We start from the raw sequence: 26,240 nt of genomic DNA, 5'->3' as shown, positions 1-26,240 counted from the left end.
TTTATTTATGAAATTGAAAATGGTGAATTAGCGTAAAAAAATGAGTATTACCTATCTGAAAACTATTCCAATAAAATGATAGGGGTGGATGAAGTTGCTTTTTCGTACCATTGATACGGACAAAGATAAAGATATTATCGTTAAATTCCGGAAAGATTCATTTGTTGTAAGTTTTGGATCTGAAGACGGTTTTGGAGATGAAAATACATACTTGCAACGAATGAAAGAACGGGTCCGCAAATTTCCGGATGGACAGGTGATCCTTGAAAAGGACCAAGAACCGATTGGACAAATGGAGCTTCAAATTCGGGAGTATGAAGGAACTGAGATCGGCTATGTGAATCTATTTTATCTTATTCCTGAATACCGCAGTAAAGGCCTTGGCAAGGAATTGGTTCGCTACGCAGAAAACTTTTTCAGGCAATTTAATGTATCCGAATATCATTTAAGGGTTTCTCCGGATAATCAAAGGGCGATTCGATTATATACGAATTCGGGCATGATGAAGATAAGCGAAGAAAATGAAAATTACCCTGTATGGAGAATGAGTAAATCATTATAAAATAGAAATAAAAATTATATTAATATAATTAAAAAGCAACAAGTCACTATACTATGAAAATATTTAGAGCGATTAAAAATATGGTTGACTTTAGAGAAATTAGAATATATAGTGAAGGACATAATTAAATATAACGTTAATTCTTATCAAGAGATGTGGAGGGACTTGGCCCTATGATACCTCGGCAGCGGGTTTTTACTTTTGTAAAAATACTGTGCTAATTCCAACGGACGAAAGTTTGAAAGATAAGAAGGAGCTTTTCTTAGATAATTAAATTAAGAGTTTACTCTTTTTTATTTCTAAAAGAGGCCTCTTCTGTCTGATGACGGAAGAGGCCTCTTTTGTTTATTCAAAATGTATATGGTTATTTGGAGAATTATTGATTTACTCGTGAGATTCGATCATTTACTCGTGAGTTTCGGGCATTTACTCGTGAGATTCGATCATTTACTCGTGAGTTTCGGGCATTTACTCGTGAATTTCGAAATTAACCCTATCATTATGAAACTTTGCAAAGCTCTTCTCTGATAATGAATTTTAACAAATAAACAACATGGGGGGAGATAGGATGATTGAGTTTCAAAATGTTAAAAAGGTTTATCAAACAAAGAAACAGACCGTTGAGGCTTTGAAAGGAATTAATTTGACGGTGGAAAAGGGGGATATATTCGGTGTCGTCGGTTATAGCGGGGCCGGGAAAAGTACGTTGATCAGGTTGGTCAACCTGCTTGAACAGCCTTCAGATGGTTCGGTGATTGTCGGGGGTAAGGATTTAACTTCATTAAATCCGAAGGAATTGCGGGCAGAAAAGAAAAAAATCGGAATGATCTTTCAGCATTTCAACTTGCTAAACTCAAAGACTGTTTTTGATAATATCGCCATGCCGCTGGTTTTATCAGGAACTCCTAGTAAAGAAATCAAACAGCGGGTAGGCGAGCTGTTAGAGTTCGTTGGCTTATCAAGCAAGGCAAAGAGCTATCCGGAACAATTATCCGGCGGTCAAAAGCAGCGGATCGGCATAGCGAGAGCATTGGCTACCAATCCATCGATCTTATTGTGTGATGAAGCTACATCTGCATTGGATCCACAAACAACGAGTGCGGTTCTGCAGCTCTTAAAGAAAATTAATAAAGAATACAATATTACGATTCTGTTAATCACTCATGAAATGTCTGTTATTAGGGAAATTTGCAATAAAGTAGCGGTCATGGAGGGCGGATGCGTGGTTGAACAAGGTTCAGTTTTCGAGGTTTTTGCCAAGCCGCAGACGGATATTGCAAAAAACTTCGTGAGAACGGTCATACATGATGAGATTCCACAAAGTTTCCTAAAAAGTATAGGGTCCCATATCCCGATTATTTGGAAAATTAATTTTATTGGGACTACTTCGGGTACTCCTTTACTTTCTACCATCTCGAAGAAATATGATGTTCATTTAAGCGTATTATCAGCCAATATTTCTGAAATTCAGGAAACGCCTTTTGGGAATTTGATCATCGAAGTGACAGGGAACAAAAAAGAGGTGGACAAGGCTTATCAATATATTAAAGATGAGGGGATTCTCGTCCAGGAGGTGCAGATAAATGGGTAATACGCTTTGGGGAATGGAAATAACGGCAGAGCAGCTGTCGACAGCTTTCGGTGACACACTTTATATGGTAGCCATCTCATTGGTATTTTCCGGATTGATTGGGCTTCCGCTCGGTATCCTGCTTGTCATTACAAGAAAGGGTCACATCCTGGAGAATAAATGGATCTTTAATGTATTGAATCCGATCATCAATATATTGCGGTCGGTTCCTTTCATCATCTTGCTTGTAGCACTTATTCCGTTTACCAGAATGCTCGTAGGCAGTGCGATCGGAACGAATGCAGCCATTGTTCCGCTTATCTTTTACGCGGCTCCTTATATTGCCCGGCTTGTCGAAAACTCCCTTTTGGAAGTGGACAAAGGGATCATCGAGGCAGCTCAGGCGATGGGGGCGACGACATGGCAAATCATTTACCGCTTTTTGATTCCCGAGGGACTTAGTTCATTGATCCTTACATTTACAACAGCGACAATCGGGCTGGTCGGATCTACGGCCATGGCAGGTGCCGTCGGAGCAGGCGGGGTCGGAGATTTAGCTTTGGCTTACGGTTATCAAAGGTTCGATACGATGACGATGGTCGTCACAGTAGCGGCGCTCGTAATCATCGTTCAATTACTACAATCCACCGGGAATTTTGTTTCAAGAAAAATCAGAAGAAGATAAAAATAACAGGAGGTAGGAGAAAATGAAGAAAATCTTATTAACGATCATAGTATTGGCATTGGCCATCGTGGCTGCAGCATGCGGGAACGAAGAGGGTGCATCAGGCGTTTCGGATGATGTGAAAACAGTAAAAGTCGGTGTCAGCAGTGGGGATACGAGAACATGGGAATACATTGTCGACTTAGCTAAAGATAAGGGGCTGAATATCGAACTGGTCACTTTCAATGATTATATCCAACCGAACCTTGCATTAAGTGAAGGGGAAATTGATGCGAATTCATTCCAAACGGTCGCCTACTTCGATGAATTCGTTCAAGATCAAAATCTGAAATTAGAGGCCATCGGGTCGACTGTCATTGCACCTATGGGCCTTTATTCGAAAAAGCACAAAGATCTCAAGGATCTTCCAGATGGCGCTACGATAGCGGTTCCGAATGAAGCAACAAACTTTGGCCGTGCGTTACTCCTTCTTCAAGAAGCTGGATTGATTACATTGAAAGAGGAATTCAATGGATCGGGATCATTGGAAATCATTAAGGAAAACCCGAAAAAATTGAAAATCAAACCTGTTGCTGCCGGCAATACACCGCGTCTATTGGATGATGCCGATGCTTCAGCCATTAATAATAACTTTGCCGTCGAAGCAGACCTTACTTTAAAAGATGCATTATTCCATGAAAGTAAAACGGCGAAACCATATATCAATATCATTGCAGTTAAAAAGGGAAATGCCGATCGTCCTGAGCTGCAAAAATTAGTAGAGCTTTATCAATCGAAAGAAGTGAAGGAATTCATTGAAAAAACGTTTAATGGAAACACCATTCCTGCATATGTTTCTGTAGATGAATTATTGAATTACCAAGATGCTTGGACAAAACCAGCTAACGAAAAATGATGAATAGAACAATGTGAAGGAATGCCGGAAGGATTCAAAATGCTATCCGGCTTTTTAAACCAATAAATAAAAGGGGAGATAAGAGTATGGCGAGAGAATTAGTGCAGAAGCAGCATCAGCAAATCATTGAAGATCACATCGACCTTCATTCCGAATTATATATCCAAACGAGTCAAGCCATTCATGCCAAACCCGAAATTGGGAATCAAGAGTTCTTCGCTTCGGACACGTTAACCGGAATACTTCACCATGAAGGATTTGAAGTGACCCGCAATATAGCTGGACATGAAACAGGATTCATCGCCAAAAAAACCTCTTCAAAGGAAGGACCTACCATTGCCTTTTTAGCCGAGTATGATGCATTGCCGGGTTTAGGCCATGCTTGTGGCCATAATATCATCGGCACAACGAGTGTTGCAGCAGGCATTTCCTTGGCTCAAGTGCTGGAGGAAACGGGCGGAGAGGTGATTGTTTTCGGTACACCGGCTGAAGAGGGCGGGCCGAATGGAAGCGCAAAAGGCAGTTTTGTGAAACATGGTCTATTTGATGGGGTGGATGCAGCCATCATTATCCATCCTGCCGGGCAAACGGGTATAACTAGTCCATTTTTGGCCGTCGATCCCCTTGATTTTCATTTTTACGGGAAGGCAGCACATGCGGCTGCTGCTCCTGAACAAGGCGTAAATGCACTTGATGGGGTGATTCAGCTGTTCAATGGCATTAATGCTTTGCGCCAGCAGCTTCCAACCGAGGTCAAGATCCACGGAATAATCACCAATGGCGGGGAAGCGCCTAACATCATTCCTGAATTTGCTTCAGCCAGATTTTACATTAGGGCAACAACATGGAAACTTTGCCAAGAAGTGTCCCGTAAAATACGTGCTGTCGCTGAAGGGGCAGCGCTTGCCACAGGAAGCACGGTTAAAGTCGAGCGTTTCCAAAATGAAGTACTCGATTTTGTCATTAATCCAGTCCTTGATGAACTGTTAAAAGAAGAACTGGATCAATTGGGGGAAGCGGTGGCCCCTCGAAAAGAGAGTGGTTTTGGTTCGACGGATGCAGGTAATGTAAGCCATGTAGTGCCGACAGCCCATCCTTATATTAAAATTGGACCGGATGAGTTGATAGCCCATACGAATGAATTCCGCGACTGTGCTAAATCAGAAGCTGGAAACAAAGCCATCCTGACTGGTGCAAAAGCACTTGCGCTTACAGGATATCGATTGCTATCGGATAAAGACCTGTTGGGTAAGGTGAAAACGGCATTTCATGAAGCGAAGCAAACGGAAAAATAAATAAAATAAAAATTTTTGTTGACTACGGAGCCCGGAGTTTGTAATATAAGAAATAACAATACCAAGTAATTAAATAGGAATTATAGGTTAATTGACCGGAAAACCGGAGACTTTTCTTTAAAAAGAGATGTCTCCGTTTTTTTTGGTGTATGAGCCAGGTTCCATCGCTGTTCCAATACCGTAGTTGTTCATATAATAAAGGAGGATTTATTATGGGGATATTATTACGTAAAGCAATTGAAAAGAAAAGAAACTTCCTGATCAACAAGTTGATTAACGAGGGAGTCTATAAAAAGAATGACATCCATCTATTTGAATTAACACTAACCGATTTAGAGGAAGAATATATCAAAATAATTAAAATTGAAGAGAAGGAATCCGATGATCATTACCCCTGTCTGAAGATACATCATTTCATATAATCAGTGGAAAGATAATGAAAAGGGGAGGGTGAAATGAGGAAGAGTGTGGAAGAAAGGCGGAAGGAATTAATCCATAAACTTATGATCCATACTGTAAATAAGAGTGTGGAACAGCTTATGAAGTTAACCTTGAAAGAATTGGAAGTGGAGTACAAAAAGGTTCAAACGGACAGTCATCCCCATAGTGATGCTGGTTCGATACAATGGATCAATACAAAACGATATTAGAGAATGTGACACCTCAGTTCATCATGAAAAACTTCATCATTTTGCTAAAAGCGTTTTGTGCTGATTCTACATGATACTTTGAACTGTAAGGGTCACTGAATCCGTGTTTTCCGTTGAATTTATGCACTTCGATATTCTTTATTTCTAAAGCTGAAATCAATTCGTCCACATTAAATGCTGATTCTTCTTGCGGAAACAATAACAGTGTAGGGCATTGTGGCGTTAATTCTACATAATTCCTAATACGGGAACCGTAGTATCCAACCATTCCATCGACACATTCGTCCTCACTACACAGCCAAGCCACAGTTGCCCCTGCACTAAATCCAAGGATGAATATTTTTTGGTATTCATCTTTAACATCCGATAATATATCCTTTATTTTATGTAAAGCGCCTGTAAAACCTACATTCTCCATAAAATGACGATAAGCAGCATCCTCTTGGGAATAATCAAAAGGTGCCTCTCGGTCTAACAAATTCGAACAGATGACATCAAAACCCTGATTCGTTAATGATTCACAAAAACCCTGCATATGTTCGTTCAGTCCATAAATTTCGTGAATGACAATGATTACAGTATCGGAATCTTTCTGTATGTGCAGCATTTTTCCCCCCCATTATCCTATTGCTTCATTATATATTGATCTTCAGCTAACGCACTTGTTAGTTGAATCCTTTATTTGAATACCCCGTCTGTTTCATTTCTGTCGTAAGCTAATATCCAATCGTTGTAGTTGTCATAAACATCTCTTATTGTTTCGCGCGAGGTCGCCACTAAATCACAACCCCTGTCATCATAAACGTGAAATATAGTTTTCCTGTTGATGTTGATAAAATAGACCATATTAAAAATACTAGGTCTTATCCCCATATCCTGATTGCAGATTGCTTTCAACATAGGAATGTATTTGAAGTCAGATGTTTTACATTTTAAAGTGAATCTATGTGTTTTATATGTTCCTTCTTCATCATCGTCATGAATAATAGTCTTTTGGTTTAACCCATATAAGACAGATTTCCCTTTAATATAACGAGAAAAAGTTTTTGATTGAAGTTTAAAATCATCTGCATAATCACTAACGTCAACTACAATATAAATATCATCGTTATTAGAATGCAAGGACTTAAATAAAGTGATCGCCCTTTTATATACTCCTTGTAGATATGGGCTATTTTCATAAGCAAAACCACTATCATAGTCCACACCTAATTCAAAACGGATACCAATTTTCCAACTATAAAACACGGGTGGTCTAAGTTCTAAGTTTGGGAAATTCTCATTCATAAATTCGTTTAAAAGCATTTTTGCACCTCGTTAATTTTCCTCATTCCTCATTAACTTGTCCTTTAGTTCGGAAGAAAAGGGTTGCAGCAGTTGGTATTACGACTGATTGTGATAAATTAAATCTTTCCACCCTTCAAAAGTATTTCTGAAATTTCTGGATATATCATCATCTTTACTAAGAAGTAAAATCAATGAAGAGTCCCACAGAACCAATTCAACCATAGCCTTAGGATGTTGGATAATTGGATTTTCCACCCAAAATTTGGATTCCCATCAGCATATGGTTCTTCTTTAATGTCATCTAAATCAATTTTTTCGTTTTTATCGAATGCCGAAAATGCACCCCATATAAAATGAAAATCTTTATTATTGGCAAGTTCCGTTAGATTTTCACCTGTAATCCAGAAGTTATTATGAGGGTCGTCAATAATTCGATAATCTTCGAAGTAATCAAGGTAATTTTCAGGGTAAGACCAATCTAAGTCGGTAAGTAGCCAATTATAATCTTTATTGAGGCCATTGAACGAGTTTAATATTTCTTTTAACTCCAAGAACTCTTTTAAAATGGTGTTCATTTCTTCCACCTCACAACTAAATTCCCCTTTATTTTATCACTTCTTCTTCAACGAACCTTCTCTATTGGTTTAAGTAAATTACTCGCATCTTTTAATAAACTTCGTGACTTTAAAACCAGCGAGTGAATGAAATATTAATAATTTTTTATACTTTCCTGAAAATTTTCATTCCATATAAATATGAAATCATAATGATTGGCACCATCCAACCAATAGACACCCACAAATCATTTCCAACAGCATGAGTCGTATTTAGGTATAGGGAAGTTCTCTTCCTTCTGAAAATGCTTTTAGATTTGCCAAACTAAGTTCAAATCCGTCCATGTTAATGGATACTCTAGTTCCTTCAGGTTCTGGGTATATTTCGAAAGTGAAAACGAGGTTATCCGAATCCGAGGAATAAGAAAACTTTTCGTTAGGAATTACTTCTTGGATGGTAAAGTTCATTGGAATACTTTCATTATCTTTAAGATTGTTATGTGCACTAGGCATTAATACGAAGATTGCCTTCTCGCCAACCTTGAGTTTAGGAATATTCCATTTTGAACCCGGGGCATACCATTTTGAAATGTTTTCATCATTTGTAATCGCATGCCAAACGGCTTCTTGGTTTTTATGAATTAGAACAGAGTTACTATCATTATTCACTTGACTAACCTCCTGATTTTTCTATGGATTATATAGAATGTCTAAGAAATATACAAGAAGATTTATACTCTAGCGATAGTTGAATACGTGACAATAATGTTAGATTGTAGCTAAAACTGTTAGGAAAATCGATGGCGATTTACACCTCTTTTCTTTTACTATGAAAGAAAAAGAGGAAAGGTGGATATGAAATGAGTCTTTTTGAATGGAATGTCAATGTATTTAGAATGATAAATGACTTAGGGAAACAATACTCTTATTTAAACCCTTCTGCCATTTTCATTGCCGAGTACATGGTATTCTTATTAGCTTTAGCAGTCATCGTAATATGGTTCACTCGAAATGAACAGAGTAGAATGATGGTTGTTTGTGGAATGATTACGTTTGTAATAGCTGAAATGATGGGGAAAATGGCAGGGGGATTGCATTCGAACAATCAGCCATTTGCCGAATTGACCAATGTTAATAAGTTGATTGAAAAAGCAGTGGATAATTCATTTCCAAGCGACCATACCATCTTGTTTTTCTCGTTTTGTGTATCCTTTTGGCTTTTCAAAAGAGGATGGTGGATGCTATGGATCATGCTGGCTTTCCTTGTTGGCATTTCCCGTATTTGGGTAGGAGTCCACTTTCCGGCGGATGTGCTGGCAGGAGCTATACTGAGCACCATTTCGGGCCTGGTGGTTTACTTTGTTGTTCCTAAGATAAGTTTGATTCATAAAATATTAGCGGGTTATGCGAGGTATGAACAAATACTTCTATCTCCATTGACTAAATCGAAGGAAAAAAAATCAAAGGACTTTTAAGCGAGACTTAAAAACAGGGTTGCTCAGGTTTTAAAAAGTCCAGCAAATATTTATTCAATTCAATACAATAAATATTTTAGATAAGAGAAAAGGATAAATGAACAGGGAAGCACTCCTGAATACATCTATCCTTTTTATTCAACATATGACCTCATTTACTACTACAACACCAAAGTTTTACCACAACAATTTGTTTTTCTAATTCAAACATAGTTTTTTATATTATTACAGGAGGCTACCCCTTAATTCCATCCCTCGTCTTGCCTCCCATTTTTGAAAATAAGGACTAGAAACTTAAACAATGATGTTATTTGGAATTATGTTTGTTATTTGCCCGAACCCAATCGGTAAAGGCTTCAATGCCATGCACGACTGCTTTGGTACGAATGGAGTGATATAAATCAAAATTGTGCTCAGCACCGGGAAGTTCGACATAAACAACCGGATTAGATGAGGAATCACGCAAATGCTCCGCGAAGCGTCGTGCATTTTCCACGGGCACTAACCTGTCCTGATCACCATGCACCACGAAGAATGGCGGTGCTTCTTTTCCACTGTAAGCCATAGGAGATGAGAATAAGCCAGGGTGTGTATCGATATAACCGTAATAGCCATATAGACAAATGGCGGCAGTTACCGACGTGTCCACACACTCAAAACCTGGCTGGAATGAAGGGGAATTTGGGGTTAGTGCAGCCATAGCAGTCAAATGAGCCCCTGACGAATTACCAGCTAAAAATATCGTCGTAGGGTCAGCTCCGTACTCGGACCCGTGCTCGCGTACCCAAGCAATCACTTTCTTAATGTCAATCAAGTGGTCGGGAAATTTCACGTCAGCACTTAAGCGGTAGTTTGCACTGATGCACACCCACCCCTTGCTAGCAAGCTGGTAAATAAGAGGGAGAGATTGGCTGTTCTTTTTACCGCCTACAAATCCTCCACCGTGCAAATGCACCAACGTGGGGCAGCCCGTCGGATGAGAGCGATGGCGATAAACATCTAGTTGGTTTCTCATACCTGCATTACCGTAGTTGATGTTTGCAATCCTCACTACATCGTATCGTCTTTTAAAGAATGGACCGAGTAAAGCTGTGAAACTAAATTTCTTGTGTAATCGGCGCTCATTCTTAGGGTTAATTGTAGTTCGCCACGTTTTCTCAAGACTATCATTCATGGCTTGACTGACTACAGGAGAAGTTTGTAATCCCCGATGGATAATCACTAAGAGTGTTCCCACTGTCAAAATTGATATTCCAAAAGCCATCCACCCAACCGGAGAATGAACGTCGCCTTCAATAAAGGCTAACGAATTTGAACCAATCAACCAGAAAAGTGCAAAGAATGGTAGCTCATTTATTACGGAAAAGTAAGAACCTAAAGAGTTAAAACTTCGAGGGAAGTTGGATGGTGCCACTACGAAATATGTACACCAAGCGACAAAAAGCACAGAAATAAGGTAACCGATTGGTATGCTCGATATAGTCATCACGCCCTTTAGGAGATATACAATCGCGTTAATTTGTTTCCTCTAGAAATTTGATGTTATCTTTTACTGTCATTTAAAATTTCAGTATCACCTGATGGCTATTCAACATCATAAATATATTCTAATGGATACACGTTACCTATATGCCATTTTCCACATCTTACTATATGTTAGATCCTTATATAAATTCTTCAGTATGACCTATAAAATTTTCTAATATTTGTTCGTGAGAAAGTGGAAATCCTTCTTCCACAAAACTGCTACTTTAGTCTAATGAGGACAGGTGATACTTTTTGAAGTACCACTTACTTTCAAATGTTTGCCACCCATTTTGAATTATTATCAGCTATATATTTTCCACAAGTATAAAGCGTTGTACCAGTTCATTTATTTATTTAGTAACACTTCAATTTTGTATTTTAAGTACAGCCGCTATTTTAGTGAACGATATGTAGAAAGTAAATACAAAAATATCCATATGATGATCCTGATGGTAAAATAAAGGGAAAGAATTCATCACAATGGGGGGCTTAATATTGGTTGATATCCAAGAAATCAAAGACATTATCAGGCATCGCTATCCATTTCTTTTAGTTGATAGAGTACTGGAATTGGAAGAAGGAAAGAGAGCGGTGGCCATTAAAAATGTAACAGCAAATGAAGAGTTTTTTACTGGTCACTTTCTAAATCACCCAGTGATGCCAGGGGTATTGATCGTTGAGGCTTTAGCACAGGTAAGTGCTGTTATTATGCTTACAAAAGAAGAAAATCAAGGGCGGATCGGGCTTTTGGCTGGGATCGATGGATGTCGTTTTAAAAGGCAAGTAAGACCAGGGGACCAATTATGTTTAGAAGTGGAGATTACTCGCTTGAAAGGTCCTATCGGGAAAGGAAAAGGAAGGGCTACTGTCGATGGAGAAACTGTATGCGAGACAGAGCTCATATTTGCTTTTGGTGATTGATCTTTCAATAGGGGTAACTTGAACAACGGGGGTATGAAATTGATACCGATAAAAAAAGCCTATGGTTATGTGACAAGAATTAAAAATGGAGAAACTCAGGTATTGGTTTTTCAACATCCCATTAGAGGAGCGGGTATACAGATACCAAAGGGAACAGTGAAGCCTCAAGAAAGTGCTTACCAAGCAGTGATTAGGGAAATGAAAGAAGAAACAGGTCTTGAGAATTTTTATGTGGAGAAATTAGTTGCGGAAGATTTTTGGGAGAGCGCTGATGGTGCCATACATAATAGATATTTTTATCAAATAAGTGTATCGATTGTTCCTGATGAATGGGACTATCAGCCAACGGGTGGAGGAGATGAAGAGGGGCTGACATTCCATTTCTTCTGGATTTCATCCCAACATGAAGTGGAACTTATTAAAGGGCATAAAGATTATTTAAACCTGATATTTACCTAACCCTTCAGTACGCAGCAGTATATCACGACCGGCCAAGGTCATTATTGATCTTGGCCTGTTGTTTTTTTATAATCAGGTCTGTTTTTCGGTAATGAAAGTTTTTACGGTTGGCGGTTCATATGTATTGAATTGATCAAGAAGTCCATTTGGTTCAACATCTACCAGCGCCATCGAACGAAATTTTTCATGAAGGAACTGTTCGTCGGACATATGATTGAATAAAGCGACCAAAGGATCATAATAGTGATTGATATTTAAGAGTCCGCAAGGTTTTTGATGAAGACCAAGTTGAGCCCAAGTGAAAATCTCAAAGAATTCTTCCAATGTTCCTGGCCCGCCTGGCAAGGCCATGAACCCATCTGCAAGCTCAGCCATTTTAGCTTTTCTTTCATGCATGGATTCCACGACAATCAGTTCGGTTAAGTTCTTATGGGCTATTTCCTTTTTTTCTAGAAAATCTGGCATTACGCCAATTACATTTCCGCCTGCTTCCAAAACGGAATCTGCAACTGCACCCATGATTCCTACACTTGAGCCTCCATAAACAAGGGTAATATTACGTTTTGCCAGTACCGCACCCAGTTTTTTAGCCTCTTCTACATAGACAGCAGATGCACCAATGCTTGATCCACAAAATACAGCTAGACTTTTCAAAATATCACATCTCCCATTTAGTAATCTTCCTTTCTTATCATACATAATTCAGGGGGTTTTGTTAAACTTGAATTATCTAAATGAAAGGTGGATGAATATGAACGTCACTGAATTTCAACAATGGGTAAAAGATTGGCTTTTTGGCAGAAGAAACTGGCGAGGTGGCACGAGCCATTCGCTCCCTTGAGATTGGCAGGGATAGGCCTGATGAAGTTATTGGTTCGTTTGAAGAGAACAAACAGGAGTTAACCGAAGAATTGGGAGATGTGCTAGGTAACTTGATTGTGATTGCGAACAAGTACGATATTCCATTGGAAGAAGTGTTTAATGCCCATAAAAATAAACTATCCGAACGCTATCATCATGCATAATTTCCGTCATTATTGGTGTGCATGAAAAACATCCTGTTTTTAAACTTGGAGAGCTGTGACGATCAGCTCTTTTTCTCATGGGTCTAACGATAGTGATTTGTACTAATTTAACTCATTATAAGGAAAAACATCAGCCTTTTATCCCTCTTCATTAACAAAGAATTCACAAAATATGGGTACTATGCGCGATTGAGATGGGATTTTATTGGGTATACACTTACATTAATAGGAATGAACATTCATTCCGCATCTTATAAAAGGGGTGAATCATTATGATCAATGCAGTAAATAAACGAGACAGTATAGTATCCAGCGCTTTGGAACTATTCGCCGAACGGGGATATGATGCTACGACGATTCCGATGATAGCTACATCGGCAGGGGTGGGAGCCGGTACCATCTATCGTTACTTTGAGAATAAGGAGGTGCTAGGCAACAAGATTTTTCAAGAGTACTTGGATATTTTCACTGAAACGATCAAGAATGGATTTCCCCATGATGATTCGATTCGCAATCAGTTCCACCATATTTTTAAATCTATGGTTCATTTTACAAATGAGCAGGACCAAGCTCTTTATTTTATAAAGATACATAGTGGAGCCCATTTTTTAAATGAAGATAGTCATGCTAGTTTTCAAGGGCTATTGAATATATTTAAAAATTTCTTTGATTATGGAAAAGAAAAAAAAGAAATTAAGGAGCTGCCTTCTTCTGCTTTGATTGCCATCATTTACGGAGCATTTCTTGAGCTTGAGCGACTTGTCCGCATTGGGGAATTAGAACCTGAACCAAAACTATTGGCAGATGTGGAAGAAAGCTTTTGGGATGCAGTCCGATTGCACGCTTGACACATTTTTAACAATTAAACTGAATGAATGTTCATTCCTCATTCTAAACTATTAAAAGAGGTGCTTATAAAATGGAAAATACAACTCAGTTTCCACAGCCAAAAACTTACGGACCCCTAGGCAGCCTGCCTATCATTGATAAGGATAAGCCGCTTCAGTCTTTCATGAAGCTGGCACGGGAACTTGGGCCGGTTTTTCAATTTCAATTTCCTGGTCGCATCGCTACATTCGTATCCAGTGCTGACCTCGCTAAAGAAATTTGTGATGAAGCAAGGTTTGATAAGAAAGTTGGACCTGCCCTACAAAAAGTGAGAGCGTTCGGCGGCGATGGACTCTTCACAAGTGAAACCACGGAGCCGAATTGGAAAAAAGCCCATAACATCCTGCTGCCCAGCTTTAGCCAGCAGGCAATGAAGGGCTACCATGCTAAAATGGTGGATCTTGCAACCCAACTCATTCAAAAATGGGCTCGCCTGAATCCGGCTGATGAGATAGATGTTCCTGAAGATATGACACGATTGACCTTGGATACGATCGGACTCTGCGGGTTCAATTACCGCTTTAACAGTTTTTATCGGGAGACCACCCATCCTTTCGTCACCAGTATGGTGCGTGCGTTGGATGAAGCGATGAGTCAAACGCAGCGACTTGGCATCCAAGATAAACTGATGATCAAGTCTAAAAAACAATTCAGGGAAGACATTCAATATATGTTCTCTCTAGTGGATGAAATGATTGCTGAACGAAAACAAAATGGCGATCAAGGAGAAGATGATCTTCTTTCCCATATGTTGAAGGGAGTCGATCCTGAAACGGGCGTTTCCCTGGATGTTGAAAATATTCGTTTTCAAATCATTACCTTCTTAATAGCCGGGCACGAAACGACGAGCGGTCTCCTATCGTTCGCCATCTATTTCCTGATGAATAACAGGGACAAGTTGAAAAAAGCGCAGCAGGAAGTCGATGAAGTGCTTGGTGATGATGTTCCTGATTACAAACAAGTGAAAAAGCTGAAATATGTCCGGATGGTGCTGAATGAAACGCTTCGTATGTGGCCGACAGCTCCGGCATTTTCCGTTTATGCTAAAGAAGATACCATGCTGGGCGGAAAATACAAGGTGAAGAAAGGCGATGTGTTCTCGCTACTTATTCCTGAGCTTCACCGTGATCCATCCGTTTGGGGTGATGACGTTGAATCGTTCATTCCTGAGCGGTTCGAGGATTTGGATTCCATCCCTTATCATGCTTATAAACCGTTTGGAAACGGGCAGCGCGCCTGTATCGGACAGCAGTTTGCCCTTCATGAAGCGACACTGGTGCTTGGCATGGTTTTACAGCACTTTGACTTGATTGATCATGAAGAATATCAATTGGATGTTAAAGAAACGTTGACTCTCAAACCGGACGGGATGACCATGCGCGTTTCTCCGAGGAAGCCGGAGATGTCGTTTACCGTTTCTTCTCCAGAACCAAAGTCTGCGGACAAAGGAGCCACGGCATCTTCAATCGAATCAGCACATGGTACACCATTACTTGTCCTGTTTGGATCAAACATGGGAACAGCGGAAGGGATTGCTCGTGACCTTGCTGAATCAGGAAAGCGGCAAGGCTTCAATGCCGAGATTGCCCCTTTGAATGATTACACGGATCGGCTACCTCGAGAAGGGGCTGTTCTCATCGTCTCGGCATCTTATAATGGAAATCCCCCTGATAATGCGGGTGACTTTGTTTCATGGCTGAAGGAAAGTCAGGATGACACATTGGATGGTGTTCACTATGCGATCTTCGGATGCGGGGACCGCAATTGGGCCGATACGTACCAACGCATTCCACGTTTCATTGATGAGCAGCTGGAACAAAAAGGAGCGGTGCGGCTGTCAGAAACAGGCTATGGAGATGCAAGTGATGACTTTGAAGGTGATTACGAGAAATGGACAGAAGCCCTTTGGCCGAATCTTGCCGAAACCCTTAACATTGAAGTGAATATGAATGATCGGGTAGTCAGCTCGATTACGATGAACTTCGTAAGCGATGTGAGCGGAACGCCACTAGCCCGCACCCATCATGCTTTTACAGCCATTTTAAAAAGGAATTACGAATTACAACATGTGGAAAGCGGAAGAAGTACACGGCATATAGAGTTAACTTTGCCAGAGGGAATACATTATCAGGAAGGCGATCATCTCGGGGTTCTTCCACAAAATCCACCGGAACTTGTCGAGCGAGTGCTCAGTCGATTTAACCTAAACGGCAAAGATTACGTGAATCTGACTGGGGATTCGGGAAAAGCTGCCCATCTTCCTACAGGAAAACCAGTAAAACTCGAGGAGTTACTTTCAAATCATGTGGAGTTCCAAGAACCCGCCACCCGGTCTCAAATTCGGGCGCTTGCCACTTACACGGTATGTCCTCCACATGTAAAAGAACTTGAAGAACTACTTGAGGACAGTACCTATAAACAAGAAATCCTGAACAAGCGCATAACCATGCTTGATCTTATAGAAAAGTATCTTGCATGTGAAATCCCATTTGAACGTTTCTTGGCTTTACTGCCACCTTTAAAAGCAAGATACTACTCTATTTCAAGCTCTCCACTTCACAAGGAAGGAGAAGCAAGCATCACCGTCAGCGTTGTCCGCGGGGAAGCTTTGAGCGGCAACGGGGAATACAAAGGAATTGCATCGAATTATTTGGCAGAACGCTCCTTAGGCGACAAGGTAGCCTGCTTTATCAATACGCCGCAATCCAATTTCCAACTTCCAGAGCAAACAGGAAAACCAATCATCATGATTGGCCCTGGAACAGGAATTGCACCATTCAGAGGATTCATTCAGGCTCGTCGCGTTCTGAAGGAAAAAGGTGAAACGCTAGGGGCTGCCCACCTTTACTTTGGATGCCGTAATCCGGAACACGACTTCCTCTATCAAGAAGAACTCGTGCAAGCCGAACAAGAGGGACTTGTAACACTGCACACCGCTTTCTCAAGATGTCCCGGCCAAGAAAAAACGTATGTCCAGAACCGATTAGCGGAAAACGCTCATGACATACTTCCTTTATTAAAAGAAGGAGGAGGACACCTATACATCTGCGGAGACGGAGGTAAAATGGCACCCGATGTTGAACGAACATTAATCGACAGCTATATGCATTTCTATCAAAAACCTCAAGAGGAAGCCACGGAATGGCTGCAATCATTAGAGGAGAATGGCAGATATGCAAAAGATGTTTGGGCAGGAGCATAAATAGGAGGGAGCAGCGATTCCAAGAGAATCGCTGCTTTTCTTGTGCGGCAATGATATATGAATTCGCGAGTAAATAGCACAAATTCACGAGTAAACAGCACGAACTCACGAGTAAAACAGCAAAATTCACGAGTAAACAGCACAAATTCACGAGTAAAACAGCAAAACTCACGAGTAAAGCGCAAACTTACGAGTAAAGTACGAACTCACGAGTAAAACAGCAAAACTCACGAGTAAACAGCACGAATTCACGAGTAAACAGCACAAATTCACGAGTAAACAGATCAAACTCACGAGTAAAAAGCACAAATTCACGAGTAAAACAGCAAAACTCACGAGTAAACCGCAAAACTCACGAGTAAAGTACGAATTCACGAGTAAACAGCACAAATTCACGAGTAAACTGCAAAACTCACGAGTAAAGTACAAACTCACGAGTAAACAGCACAAACTCACGAGTAAAACACGCAAATTCACGAGTAAAACAGCAAAACTCACGAGTAAAACACGCAAACTCACGAGTAAACAGCAAAACTCACGAGTAAAACAGCAAAACTCACGAGTAAACAGCAAAACTCACGAGTAAACAGCACGAACTCACGAGTAAACAGCACAAATTCACGAGTAAAGTGCAAACTTACGAGTAAAGTACGAACTCACGAGTAAAACAGCAAAATTCACGAGTAAAACAGCAAAACTCACGAGTAAACAGCACGAACTCACGAGTAAAACACGCAAACTCACGAGTAAACAGCACGAACTCACGAGTAAACAGCACAAATTCACGAGTAAAGTGCAAACTTACGAGTAAAGTACGAACTCACGAGTAAAACAGCAAAATTCACGAGTAAAACAGCAAAACTCACGAGTAAAACAGCAAAACTCACGAGTAAAGTGCGTAAACTCACGAGTAAACAGCACGAACTCACGAGTAAAACAGCTCAAACTCACGAGTAAACAGCACGAACTCACGAGTAAAAAGCACAAATTCACGAGTGAAGCGCAAAACTTACGAGTAAAGTACGAACTCACGAGTAAACAGCACGAATTCGCGAGTAAACAGCAAAACTCACGAGTAAACAGCACAAATTCACGAGTAAAACACGCAAACTCACGAGTAAAAAGCACAAACTCACGAGTAAACAGCTCAAACGATCAAACTCACGAGTGAAATAAGCTATTTTCGCAAAAATAGAAGAGTTGGTTTGCAAATGGGGAGTACAACATCCATTGAGGGAGGACGGACGTTTACGGATTCTTTATTCATTGTTAAAATTTGAGGGTGTGTTAATAGTGGAGGCAGATGACGCTCTCTATGGTCAACATTCGTCACGGCCATGTGGTGGGGTTAAACTAACGATAAAGGGGTCACTTTATATAATGTTTAAGTATACAGTTTGTTTTGTTAAGAAAGGTAATGAAATACTCATGCTCAATCGGGAGAAGGCTCCAATTATGGGTGTATGGAACGGGGTAGGGGGCAAAATCGAGAACGGTGAAACACCTGATATAGGTGCACGGCGTGAGGTGTTTGAGGAAACGGACATTGAAGTAGAGCCCTTTTTTTCTAAAGGAACGGTAACTTGGGAGACTCCAGAAGGTGAACTGGATGGGATATATGTATATTTGTATGAAGTGGATGCAGATTTAATATATGAAACACCGAAAAAAACGCGGGAAGGTATTCTGGAATGGAAATCGATTGAGTGGATCCTCCATCCAGAGAATCTCGGAATTGCTGAAATGGTCGCACAGTACTTACCGGTTCTATTGAATAAAGAAGGAAACTACACATTCACTTACAAAAATGGTCAAACGTATCATTCATGAAACCAACCTTCCTTAAAAAAAGGGATACTACCATTTTGAGCAGTATCCCTTTTTGGGCTGTCATATGAATGTTGATTGCGTCTACAAATTAACATTCATTCTCGAATATCGTACCTTTTTTGAATCTTGAATCCTTAAAGGCGAACTTCATCAGAATAATATAGGCAATGCCTGCCACAACAACACCGATGATCCAGGCAAGCTCCACTTTTATAAAGGCGGCACCGGCGCCGATAAGCATGGCGAGCAGTGCGCATGGATTATATCCTGCAAATGGTCCGTCTTCTCTGTATAAATCGGCAACATTCATTTTTTGCTTTCTTAATATATAATATTCGACTAATAAAATCGAAACGATCGGGCCTAAAAAAGCGGAATAAATCAGTATGAACATACCGAGCCCCTTCGCCGAAGAATCCTGTACAAGCACCCAAGGGAATGAGCAAAAGGCAAGAAGTCCGGTTATGATAACGGCAATCTTATATTTCAACTTTGTAAGTAAAGTAATGACATAGGTTGGCGGAATAATGTTGGCGACCATATTTACGGCAATCGCACCTATTACGATAAATGCAGAAACGCCTACAGTGATATAAGGATTGTCCACCACTATTGCAAACGCCTTAACGGGATTGGATATGCCGGTAGCGGTAGCAAGCATTACACCGATTGTCAGTACGAATCCATAGGCTATTAAAATGGGCGAAAAGTACAAAAAACCTCGTTTTGCATCACTGATGCCAGACTTAAGCTCTCTTGAATAGTCCCCTGCGCTCAAAAAGATAGCCGCATAATTCCCCAAAAACATCATGATGAAAGCAAAGAACGGCAAGCCCCATGATCCTTGGGCATGCACCCATTTTTCCGCGATGACCTTGCTATGGGATGTAAGGAGAATACCAAATACATAGACAAGCGCTAGCATGATAACGATGGATGCAAGCATTTCCACCCATTTGATGGCATGGAAGCCGTACAGCGAAAGCGCAATTTGCACCAGTTGAATCGCGACAAAGCAAATGACGGCATTATCAAAAGCGCCACCCGTCATGATCTTCACGATTTCGTTTAAGGCAGTACCACCGATCCAACTTTGAAAACCGTACCAGATGATGGCCGGAATTCCGCGCAAAAGTGATGATATGATGGAGCCTTTCATCCCGAAGGACATTCTGAGCTGAACAACATAGGGAAGTCCGGTCCTGTATCCGATCCTATCATTTAAAGCGAAAATTATGGAAATGATGGCGATGGCGATGGCAGCTGCAGCAAACGTCTGAATGATGTTCAACGTTGCGGTTCCCGCTACAACCAAGCTGGCCCCTAGTGTCATATTCCCTAAATTGACGCCGTCTCCAATCCACATGAATATATAGGATATCGGGCCAACCGTCCTATCTTCTTTTGTTTTAGGCTTCAGAGATTCATCCAAATCCGCAGTATGGTTGAACTCCGTTTCTTCCAAAGCATGACTTTCTAGATATGTAGACAATTTACACTCAACTCCCATTCGTAGTGTTATATGACATACCGCATAATGTAATAAAAGCTAACATAAATAAAGTATATAAGATTTGGATTTAGGAATCATTAGAAGAAGTGTGAAATTTCAGATATTATTTTGTGCTTTTTAACTAAAATTATTTCGGTGAATATATAAAAAAGACCCTCTGTCTGAAAGCTCACCTTTCACAAAATGGTATAATTAGGATATAGTTGGTGGATTGGATTAAAGGGGGAATATTCTTGAATATAGCTAGAATCATCTTAGGAATCATTGTTTTTGCTTTATCAGCTACACAGCTAATTACCGGGAATGATAAGTTGTTACCATACAGCATGTTTTTCCTGGGGTTAATGATGCTGGTGATTGGAATTACCGAACTTCAAAAGGATCGTAAAGGATTCGTGGGGTATATGTGTCTTGTTGTCTCGCTATTAGTTCTCTTTACCGTCATTCTGAGTTTCTTAATATAGAATTAGTTTTTACCTAAAGATCTTAATGGGGGTCTTTGTTCATCATTGGGATATAGATTTGAAGTTCATAACAAAACAAGGGGGGCTCTTGCAGCTCTTTTTCTTATGTGCTTAAATGGCTGATTCGGTTGATAAGACCATATCTAATTATGGTAAAATATAGATAAAATGGTTGGTGGAAGGGATGTAGTTTTAGTGGGAATTGTGTGGATCTTCATTATTTTTATTAGTTTTTCTCTCTTCATAGATAAATTTTTAAGGAAATGGTTTGGTGTAGATAAGAAAAAGATAGCCGATACCCCTGGTAAGAAAGTGGATCGGTGGGGAAGAGCCATCATTGCATCCATTTATTTATGTACTATCCCCTTTGTTACAGAGGACCCATATGTCATGAAGGTGTATCTGATATCCTTTTTAATTGTATTAACTGGTTTTCAGTTGTTCTTGGAATGGAAGTACTTGAAAAACGCAAAAGAACATGTCATTACAATAGTTCAGCTTCTGTTAGCCTTAGTGATTATGTATAATGTGGATTATTTTATATAGGTTGGATGGTACATAAGGAGCGGATAATTTGAAAATAATGAGAGAAGCAACAAGCGGGGATATGGAAGCTGTGTATATGATGGGCCATGATGTTTGGGGAGACAAAATGGCAGCTAACGAATATATAACGATGTGTCGGAATTCCAGTAAATATAAAAAAGGTAAATGGCATGTTTTAGAAGAAACGGCTACAAAAGAGCTATTAAGTTCCTTGATTGTATATGAATTAAATCCCTCGGAAGCCTTGATTGTCAGAGGGATCGGTTCAATTGCCACCCCGATGCATTTGAGGAGCAAAGGATATGCATCGCTATTGATCCAGAAAGTGATAAACGATTTAGAGCAGAGGATGAATTGTACTGATTTTTTCCTATATAGCGATATTGGAACGGCATTTTATAAAAAATTGAACTTTATTGAACTCACTTCCACTAAGCAAAAATATGAGGATAGTATTTGTATGTATTATTCGAATGAAAAGGATATGGACTCCATATCCTATGAAATCCCAAATTATTTTTAGTGGAATAGATATAGGGCTTTTAACATGAGAGTTGCTCAGGCAGCTCTTTTTTTTATGGAGCTAACTGGGCAAATAGCGACTGTAATTTTAAAAATTTAAATGCAATAATTGGGACATTCGTTTAAATAACTAACAAGTAAATGAGGGGGAGTCTTATGGAGAGGATTAATTATTCTATTGTTGATGTGTTTTCAAATGGAAAATATACAGGAAATCAACTCGCGGTTTTTAAAAACGCTGGAAATGTTCCGGATAATGAAATGCAACAAATAGCCAAAGAAATTAATTTTTCAGAAACTACCTTTATCTTGTCTGATTCAAAAATTGATGGCGGTTATGATGTCCGGATTTTCACACCTAATGAAGAGGTTCCTTTTGCTGGCCATCCGACTTTAGGAACTGCATACATCATTCAAAACGAAGTATTGGATGAACCATTGGAAAACATTATTTTAAACTTTAAAGGTGATCAGATAACAGTATCATTCAATAATCAGGAAGAACTTATATGGATGAAACAAAATGAACCAACTTTCGGCCGGATTTTAGATGAAAATAAAATTTCTGAAGTTTTAAATATACATAAAGAAAACATAGATGATAGATTTCCCATTCAGGAAGTTTCGACTGGACTACCAGTGATTGTTGTCCCATTAAAATCATTGGATGCCGTTAAAAAAGTAAAGGTGAATAGAGGAAAAAAATTTGAGTTAATTGAACATACTGAGGCAAAAGCCATTATGGTTTTTTCTCCAGAAACGTATAATTCGAAAAATGATTTAAATGTTCGAGACTTTGCAGATTTTTATGGTATCCCCGAAGATGCAGCTACTGGCAGTTCTAATGGATGTTTAGCTTCTTACTTAGTTAAATACCGGTATTTTGAAAATAGTGAAATAAACGTTCGCGTAGAACAAGGATACGAAATCGGAAGGCCTTCTTTGTTGTTTTTAAAAGCAGGGTATGATACCGGGAAAATCAACGTTCATGTAGGAGGTAAAGTAGTGAAAATTGCTCAAGGTGAATGGTTCCTTTAATAACCTAACATTCTAACAGGTGCTTTGCTTCAAATAGTAAGGTTGCTGAGGCAGCCTTTTTCTTATTGAACTTAGCTTCGCTATTAATCTCGTGATTCTATTTTTCTTACGCAAAATAAAAAGTCCCACAAAAAAATCCCCCCAAAAGGAGGCATTCCATATGAATAAAGAATCAATATTAATCGTAGAAGACGAAGAGAAAATTTTGAGACTGCTTGAATTAGAGCTTGAAATCGAAGGCTACCGAATCGGAAAGGCAATGGACGGGAATGAAGCACTTGAAGTATATGGATCAGGAAAATGGGATTTGATCTTATTGGATGTCATGCTTCCAGGCATTAGCGGAATCGAGCTTCTTCGTAAAATTCGTACGAAAAACACCTTTACACCTGTCATCCTGTTAACGGCAAAGGGGTCGGTGGAAGATAAAGTTTCTGGTCTTGATCTCGGCGCGAATGACTACATTACAAAACCCTTCCAAATTGAGGAATTGCTTGCTCGAATCCGTGCGGTTTTAAGAATGCGAACTGCAGCACCTTCAATGGAAGATGACGGCGATGAATGGCTAAATACTGCTGATTTAAGGTTAAATGTCAAAACGCGCGAAGTCATCAGAGGCGAAAATGAAATTGACCTAACCCCAAAGGAGTATGATTTACTTCTTTATTTACTGAAGAATAAGCGTCAAGTGCTAAACCGGGATCAAATTCTGGAAGCGGTCTGGGGGTATGATTTCTATGGAGAAACAAACGTAGTGGATGTGTATATCCGATATGTTCGAAAAAAGCTCGAATATGGCTTTGATGCGCCACTTATTCATACTGTAAGAGGCGTTGGCTACGTCATAAAGGAAGCCAAATGAGACTTCGAAGGAAAATAAATTTATATACAACGGTGTTATTCATTTTCCTGCTGCTTTTGATGAATGTTTCCATTTATTTTGTTTTCAGTAAACAGGTGATGATGAATGAACTTAATCGTGCGAAAGCGGAGACAGAGAAAATGGCATTTGATGTTAGTGAAAATGTAAATCGTATTTCACCAAATGATCTACTACGTGCCTATGTGCCTATAGATGGCATGGTTGGTATTGTAATAGAGGGTCAAAGGCAAGGAACAGTTGTTACATCCAATTCTGAAAAACAGTTATGCAATCGACCTAGCAGCTTTTACCCAGGTGAGGAGAGCGCGATCATCACTTTTGATCAGAAAAAGTATGTGTTCGTTTCAAACCCGATCGTTTGGGGGGATGGAAGCGTAGTTAATCTTCAAATCACCAAAAGCATCCAAGCAACAGAAGAAATGCTCGCTGTTCTTCGCATTGTATTAATTGCTGTAACGGTCATCGCCATGATTCCTGTTCTGATATCAAGCAGTATTCTCAGTAATTTCATTGCTCGTCCGATTCGCTCGATGATTGAAACGATGAAAGAGATTCAAACAAGTGGCCAATTTAAGCGACTCAGCCTAGAAGAAAATTCAAAAGATGAACTTGTGGAAATGGGGAAAACCTTTAATCACATGATTGATTTGTTACAGGCTAACTTCGAGAAACAGGAACAATTCGTATCAAATGCTTCACATGAATTAAAAACACCGCTAACTGTCATCGAAAGCTATGCGAGTCTTTTGCAAAGAAGGGGTTTAAAGCGTCCTGATTTGTTTGATGAATCAATAGAGGCCATTCATTCTGAGGCCATTAGAATGAGAGAGATGACAGAGCAATTGCTCCTGCTTGCAAAGCATCAGGAAAAATGGAATATAGTGAAGGAAAACGTAAATCTGACTGATATCATGGCAGATTTAGCAAAAGTGTATAAAAATGCGTACGATCGAACAGTGGAGATTCTTAGCAGCGATGCAATTGAAGCATTAACGGACGTTCAAAAGTTAAAACAGCTTTTGTTCATTTTTTTGGACAATGCAAGAAAGTATAGTGACGAGCATATCTCAGTCTACATAGGAAAAACGGGTAATGAAGCATATATCCGCATCGAAGACAGAGGGGACGGAATCCCGAAGGCTGAATTGCCAAAAGTGTTCGATCGCTTTTATCGTGTAGATGAAGCAAGAAGCCGAAAGCAAGGCGGATCAGGATTAGGGCTTTCCATGGCAAAGGAAATTGCTGAGGCAATTGACGTACGGATTGAAATGGATAGTCTCGAAGGCAAGGGAACAATCGTCACTCTTTTATTTACTTAAGTCCCTTTACTGAAAGAGATTTAAATAAAAGAATGGGTGAATTCTTATCGAGTTCTCATTTTACCAAGATTTAATTAAGCCAGAATGAAGTTGGATGGGTGATACGATGAAGAGTAGAAGATGGCTGGTACCAGTTGGGTTAATTGTCGTGTTTGGTCTGCTTTCATTTGTCGGTTTTCAATGGTGGGCTCCATCATTATCCGCGGAAAACTTGACTATAGAAGAAGTGAACCAGATAGCAAAGGATAAATATCCTGGAACCATTATTAAGACAACGAAAAATGATGGTGAAGAATATCAGATTGAAATGCAGCTTGAAACTGGGGTATATCAAATTAGGCTGGATGCAGAAATTGGGGAAGTTAATTCCATAAAAAGGAAGAGGTTAGCTGAAGAAACTTCAGATCATGCAACTGAAGAAACGACGAAAAAAACACCTCAAAAGCAACTAACTCAAAAAGAAATAAAGGAACGTATTTCCGCAAAAGGTGATCTGGAACAAATTGATTTTGTGCAGGAAAAAGACAACTCCTATTATAAAGCAGTTGTAAATAAGAATAATGAAAAAACCACATTAATACTCGACCCATATACAGGAACTATTATTGACTCAAAAAAGGTAGCAGATAGTATCATTACAGAAAACGAAGCAATTGCGATTGCCGAAAAACATGTTAAAGGAACAGGTGATGATACAGAATTTTATCAACCCCCGAATCAGACACCCTATTATTTGGTCGAAGTTGAATTGGAAGATGATCGTGACGCAGTTGTCCAAGTGGACGGTTACACAAAAGAGGTAAAAACAGTTACATGGGAAGATGATGATGCTGATGTGGATGATAATGATGACTCTAAATAAAACAGTTTGCTCAAAACTGAGAAAAACTAAGAGATGTTTCCCATCACATTTCAATTTTTCTTTCCGCTAAAATAAAAAAGGGTGATACCAATTAGATGTCTAATGGGTATCACCCTTTTTTGTTGAGTAAGGGAAATGCAAAACAAAAGAGAAGAAATTGTAATAATTCTCACCATTTTCTAATCCTTCTATCATTTAACTCTAATTTAATAACTTTAACATGGAATTAGCTTAAAAGAAGGTTTCATCCATGTAAAACGAAGCCAAA

General features: G+C 39.5%; 33 protein-coding genes and 1 riboswitch. Of the genes, 22 read left to right on the top strand and 11 right to left on the bottom strand.

What is annotated here, in order from left to right; translation table 11 throughout:
• Positions 1–94: 94 nt before the first annotated feature.
• From ACDZ29_RS05150 to ACDZ29_RS05115, 8 genes are all read left to right on the top strand, one after another.
• Positions 95–562: a GNAT family N-acetyltransferase gene (locus tag ACDZ29_RS05150; protein ID WP_375090193.1), complete on the top strand. Its 468-nt coding sequence runs from the start codon at positions 95–97 to the stop codon at positions 560–562.
• Positions 563–702: 140 nt separating this feature from the next.
• Positions 703–814, top strand: a riboswitch (SAM riboswitch).
• A 102-nt stretch (positions 815–916) separates the two neighbouring features.
• On the top strand, positions 917–1,090 hold the full coding sequence (locus ACDZ29_RS05145) for a hypothetical protein (RefSeq protein ID WP_375090192.1): 174 nt from the start codon (positions 917–919) through the stop codon (positions 1,088–1,090).
• Positions 1,091–1,130: 40 nt separating this feature from the next.
• Positions 1,131–2,153: a methionine ABC transporter ATP-binding protein gene (locus ACDZ29_RS05140; protein ID WP_289334338.1), complete on the top strand. Its 1,023-nt coding sequence runs from the start codon at positions 1,131–1,133 to the stop codon at positions 2,151–2,153.
• 13 nt (positions 2,154–2,166) lie between these two features.
• On the top strand, positions 2,167–2,817 hold the full coding sequence (locus tag ACDZ29_RS05135; RefSeq protein WP_289318292.1) for a methionine ABC transporter permease: 651 nt from the start codon (positions 2,167–2,169) through the stop codon (positions 2,815–2,817).
• 22 nt (positions 2,818–2,839) lie between these two features.
• Positions 2,840–3,712: a MetQ/NlpA family ABC transporter substrate-binding protein gene (locus tag ACDZ29_RS05130; RefSeq protein ID WP_375090190.1), complete on the top strand. Its 873-nt coding sequence runs from the start codon at positions 2,840–2,842 to the stop codon at positions 3,710–3,712.
• Positions 3,713–3,798: 86 nt separating this feature from the next.
• Positions 3,799–5,007: a M20 family metallopeptidase gene (locus ACDZ29_RS05125; protein ID WP_289326369.1), complete on the top strand. Its 1,209-nt coding sequence runs from the start codon at positions 3,799–3,801 to the stop codon at positions 5,005–5,007.
• A 212-nt stretch (positions 5,008–5,219) separates the two neighbouring features.
• The gene (locus ACDZ29_RS05120) at positions 5,220–5,429 is read left to right on the top strand and encodes a Fur-regulated basic protein FbpA (protein WP_289326368.1); all 210 of its coding nucleotides are present in this window, start codon (positions 5,220–5,222) and stop codon (positions 5,427–5,429) included.
• A 33-nt stretch (positions 5,430–5,462) separates the two neighbouring features.
• On the top strand, positions 5,463–5,657 hold the full coding sequence (locus tag ACDZ29_RS05115) for a Fur-regulated basic protein FbpA (RefSeq protein WP_289326367.1): 195 nt from the start codon (positions 5,463–5,465) through the stop codon (positions 5,655–5,657).
• 13 nt (positions 5,658–5,670) lie between these two features.
• On the opposite strand, the gene ACDZ29_RS05110 is transcribed toward ACDZ29_RS05115, so the two are convergent.
• The 4 genes from ACDZ29_RS05110 to ACDZ29_RS05095 all read right to left on the bottom strand — a co-directional run bounded on the left by ACDZ29_RS05110 (position 5,671) and on the right by ACDZ29_RS05095 (position 8,167).
• A complete protein-coding gene (locus ACDZ29_RS05110; protein ID WP_375090188.1) occupies positions 5,671–6,264 on the bottom strand; it encodes a dienelactone hydrolase family protein in 594 nt (197 codons plus the stop codon).
• 71 nt (positions 6,265–6,335) lie between these two features.
• Complete coding sequence (locus ACDZ29_RS05105; protein WP_375090187.1) at positions 6,336–6,962, bottom strand: DUF3885 domain-containing protein; 627 nt, start codon at positions 6,960–6,962, stop codon at positions 6,336–6,338.
• Between the two features lie 170 nt (positions 6,963–7,132).
• Positions 7,133–7,519, bottom strand: coding sequence for a hypothetical protein (locus ACDZ29_RS05100; protein WP_375090185.1), 387 nt, complete (start codon positions 7,517–7,519; stop codon positions 7,133–7,135).
• Between the two features lie 252 nt (positions 7,520–7,771).
• A complete protein-coding gene (locus tag ACDZ29_RS05095; RefSeq protein ID WP_375090184.1) occupies positions 7,772–8,167 on the bottom strand; it encodes an SRPBCC domain-containing protein in 396 nt (131 codons plus the stop codon).
• A gap of 191 nt (positions 8,168–8,358) precedes the next feature.
• Between ACDZ29_RS05095 and ACDZ29_RS05090 the strand changes: the two genes are divergently transcribed.
• A complete protein-coding gene (locus tag ACDZ29_RS05090) occupies positions 8,359–8,973 on the top strand; it encodes an undecaprenyl-diphosphatase (RefSeq protein WP_375090183.1) in 615 nt (204 codons plus the stop codon).
• A gap of 307 nt (positions 8,974–9,280) precedes the next feature.
• On the opposite strand, the gene ACDZ29_RS05085 is transcribed toward ACDZ29_RS05090, so the two are convergent.
• Positions 9,281–10,237 carry an alpha/beta hydrolase gene (locus tag ACDZ29_RS05085; protein ID WP_375090182.1) on the bottom strand — a complete coding sequence of 319 codons (957 nt, stop codon included), beginning with the start codon at positions 10,235–10,237 and terminating at the stop codon, positions 9,281–9,283.
• A gap of 758 nt (positions 10,238–10,995) precedes the next feature.
• On the opposite strand from ACDZ29_RS05085, the gene fabZ reads away from it, so the two are divergent.
• Positions 10,996–11,421 (top strand): 3-hydroxyacyl-ACP dehydratase FabZ, encoded by a 426-nt coding sequence (gene fabZ, locus ACDZ29_RS05080; protein WP_375090180.1) that lies wholly within the window; start codon positions 10,996–10,998, stop codon positions 11,419–11,421.
• A gap of 33 nt (positions 11,422–11,454) precedes the next feature.
• Positions 11,455–11,880, top strand: coding sequence for an NUDIX domain-containing protein (locus ACDZ29_RS05075; protein WP_375090178.1), 426 nt, complete (start codon positions 11,455–11,457; stop codon positions 11,878–11,880).
• A 72-nt stretch (positions 11,881–11,952) separates the two neighbouring features.
• Here ACDZ29_RS05075 and ACDZ29_RS05070 read toward each other — a convergent pair whose 3' ends face one another.
• Entirely contained in the window at positions 11,953–12,534 is a 582-nt protein-coding gene (locus ACDZ29_RS05070; protein ID WP_375090176.1) for a TIGR00730 family Rossman fold protein, read from the bottom strand.
• 140 nt (positions 12,535–12,674) lie between these two features.
• Here ACDZ29_RS05070 and ACDZ29_RS05065 point away from each other — a divergent pair, with 140 nt between their 5' ends.
• From ACDZ29_RS05065 to ACDZ29_RS05055, 3 genes are all read left to right on the top strand, one after another.
• Positions 12,675–12,905: a MazG nucleotide pyrophosphohydrolase domain-containing protein gene (locus tag ACDZ29_RS05065; RefSeq protein WP_375090175.1), complete on the top strand. Its 231-nt coding sequence runs from the start codon at positions 12,675–12,677 to the stop codon at positions 12,903–12,905.
• Positions 12,906–13,177: 272 nt separating this feature from the next.
• On the top strand, positions 13,178–13,753 hold the full coding sequence (locus tag ACDZ29_RS05060; protein WP_289326358.1) for a TetR/AcrR family transcriptional regulator: 576 nt from the start codon (positions 13,178–13,180) through the stop codon (positions 13,751–13,753).
• Between the two features lie 71 nt (positions 13,754–13,824).
• Positions 13,825–16,995: a bifunctional cytochrome P450/NADPH--P450 reductase gene (locus ACDZ29_RS05055; protein ID WP_375090173.1), complete on the top strand. Its 3,171-nt coding sequence runs from the start codon at positions 13,825–13,827 to the stop codon at positions 16,993–16,995.
• A 168-nt stretch (positions 16,996–17,163) separates the two neighbouring features.
• Here the strand turns inward: ACDZ29_RS05055 and ACDZ29_RS05050 are convergent, their stop codons facing one another.
• The 4 genes from ACDZ29_RS05050 to ACDZ29_RS05035 form a co-directional block, all read right to left on the bottom strand.
• Entirely contained in the window at positions 17,164–17,568 is a 405-nt protein-coding gene (locus ACDZ29_RS05050) for a hypothetical protein (protein WP_375090172.1), read from the bottom strand.
• Between the two features lie 45 nt (positions 17,569–17,613).
• Positions 17,614–17,781 carry a hypothetical protein gene (locus tag ACDZ29_RS05045; protein ID WP_375090171.1) on the bottom strand — a complete coding sequence of 56 codons (168 nt, stop codon included), beginning with the start codon at positions 17,779–17,781 and terminating at the stop codon, positions 17,614–17,616.
• Positions 17,778–17,924, bottom strand: a complete 147-nt coding sequence (locus ACDZ29_RS05040) for a hypothetical protein (protein WP_375090170.1) — start codon at positions 17,922–17,924, stop codon at positions 17,778–17,780. The genes ACDZ29_RS05045 and ACDZ29_RS05040 overlap by 4 nt, the downstream gene beginning before the upstream one ends.
• Before the next feature lie 99 nt (positions 17,925–18,023).
• Entirely contained in the window at positions 18,024–18,206 is a 183-nt protein-coding gene (locus tag ACDZ29_RS05035; protein ID WP_375090169.1) for a hypothetical protein, read from the bottom strand.
• Between the two features lie 217 nt (positions 18,207–18,423).
• On the opposite strand from ACDZ29_RS05035, the gene ACDZ29_RS05030 reads away from it, so the two are divergent.
• Positions 18,424–18,825, top strand: coding sequence for an NUDIX domain-containing protein (locus tag ACDZ29_RS05030; protein WP_375091104.1), 402 nt, complete (start codon positions 18,424–18,426; stop codon positions 18,823–18,825).
• A gap of 88 nt (positions 18,826–18,913) precedes the next feature.
• Here ACDZ29_RS05030 and ACDZ29_RS05025 read toward each other — a convergent pair whose 3' ends face one another.
• On the bottom strand, positions 18,914–20,317 hold the full coding sequence (locus ACDZ29_RS05025; RefSeq protein WP_375090168.1) for an NCS1 family transporter: 1,404 nt from the start codon (positions 20,315–20,317) through the stop codon (positions 18,914–18,916).
• Between the two features lie 254 nt (positions 20,318–20,571).
• On the opposite strand from ACDZ29_RS05025, the gene ACDZ29_RS05020 reads away from it, so the two are divergent.
• The 7 genes from ACDZ29_RS05020 to ACDZ29_RS04990 all read left to right on the top strand — a co-directional run bounded on the left by ACDZ29_RS05020 (position 20,572) and on the right by ACDZ29_RS04990 (position 25,972).
• Positions 20,572–20,802, top strand: a complete 231-nt coding sequence (locus ACDZ29_RS05020) for a DUF3953 domain-containing protein (RefSeq protein WP_289326347.1) — start codon at positions 20,572–20,574, stop codon at positions 20,800–20,802.
• A 195-nt stretch (positions 20,803–20,997) separates the two neighbouring features.
• Positions 20,998–21,348, top strand: a complete 351-nt coding sequence (locus ACDZ29_RS05015) for a DUF4181 domain-containing protein (protein WP_375090167.1) — start codon at positions 20,998–21,000, stop codon at positions 21,346–21,348.
• Positions 21,349–21,376: 28 nt separating this feature from the next.
• Positions 21,377–21,871: a hypothetical protein gene (locus ACDZ29_RS05010; RefSeq protein WP_289326345.1), complete on the top strand. Its 495-nt coding sequence runs from the start codon at positions 21,377–21,379 to the stop codon at positions 21,869–21,871.
• 155 nt (positions 21,872–22,026) lie between these two features.
• Complete coding sequence (locus ACDZ29_RS05005; protein WP_375090165.1) at positions 22,027–22,908, top strand: PhzF family phenazine biosynthesis protein; 882 nt, start codon at positions 22,027–22,029, stop codon at positions 22,906–22,908.
• A 160-nt stretch (positions 22,909–23,068) separates the two neighbouring features.
• Positions 23,069–23,770, top strand: coding sequence for a response regulator transcription factor (locus ACDZ29_RS05000; RefSeq protein WP_214750939.1), 702 nt, complete (start codon positions 23,069–23,071; stop codon positions 23,768–23,770).
• Positions 23,767–25,110: a sensor histidine kinase gene (locus tag ACDZ29_RS04995; RefSeq protein ID WP_375090163.1), complete on the top strand. Its 1,344-nt coding sequence runs from the start codon at positions 23,767–23,769 to the stop codon at positions 25,108–25,110. Before ACDZ29_RS05000 ends, ACDZ29_RS04995 begins: the two co-directional genes overlap by 4 nt.
• A gap of 106 nt (positions 25,111–25,216) precedes the next feature.
• Positions 25,217–25,972, top strand: a complete 756-nt coding sequence (locus ACDZ29_RS04990; RefSeq protein WP_375090162.1) for a PepSY domain-containing protein — start codon at positions 25,217–25,219, stop codon at positions 25,970–25,972.
• Positions 25,973–26,240 lie beyond the last annotated feature (268 nt).

The sequence above is a fragment of the Peribacillus sp. RS7 genome, assembly GCF_041956845.1.
GTDB lineage: Bacteria > Bacillota > Bacilli > Bacillales > DSM-1321 > Peribacillus.
Note: the sequence above shows the minus strand (reverse complement) of the source record. Positions and strands in the feature narration are given on the sequence as shown.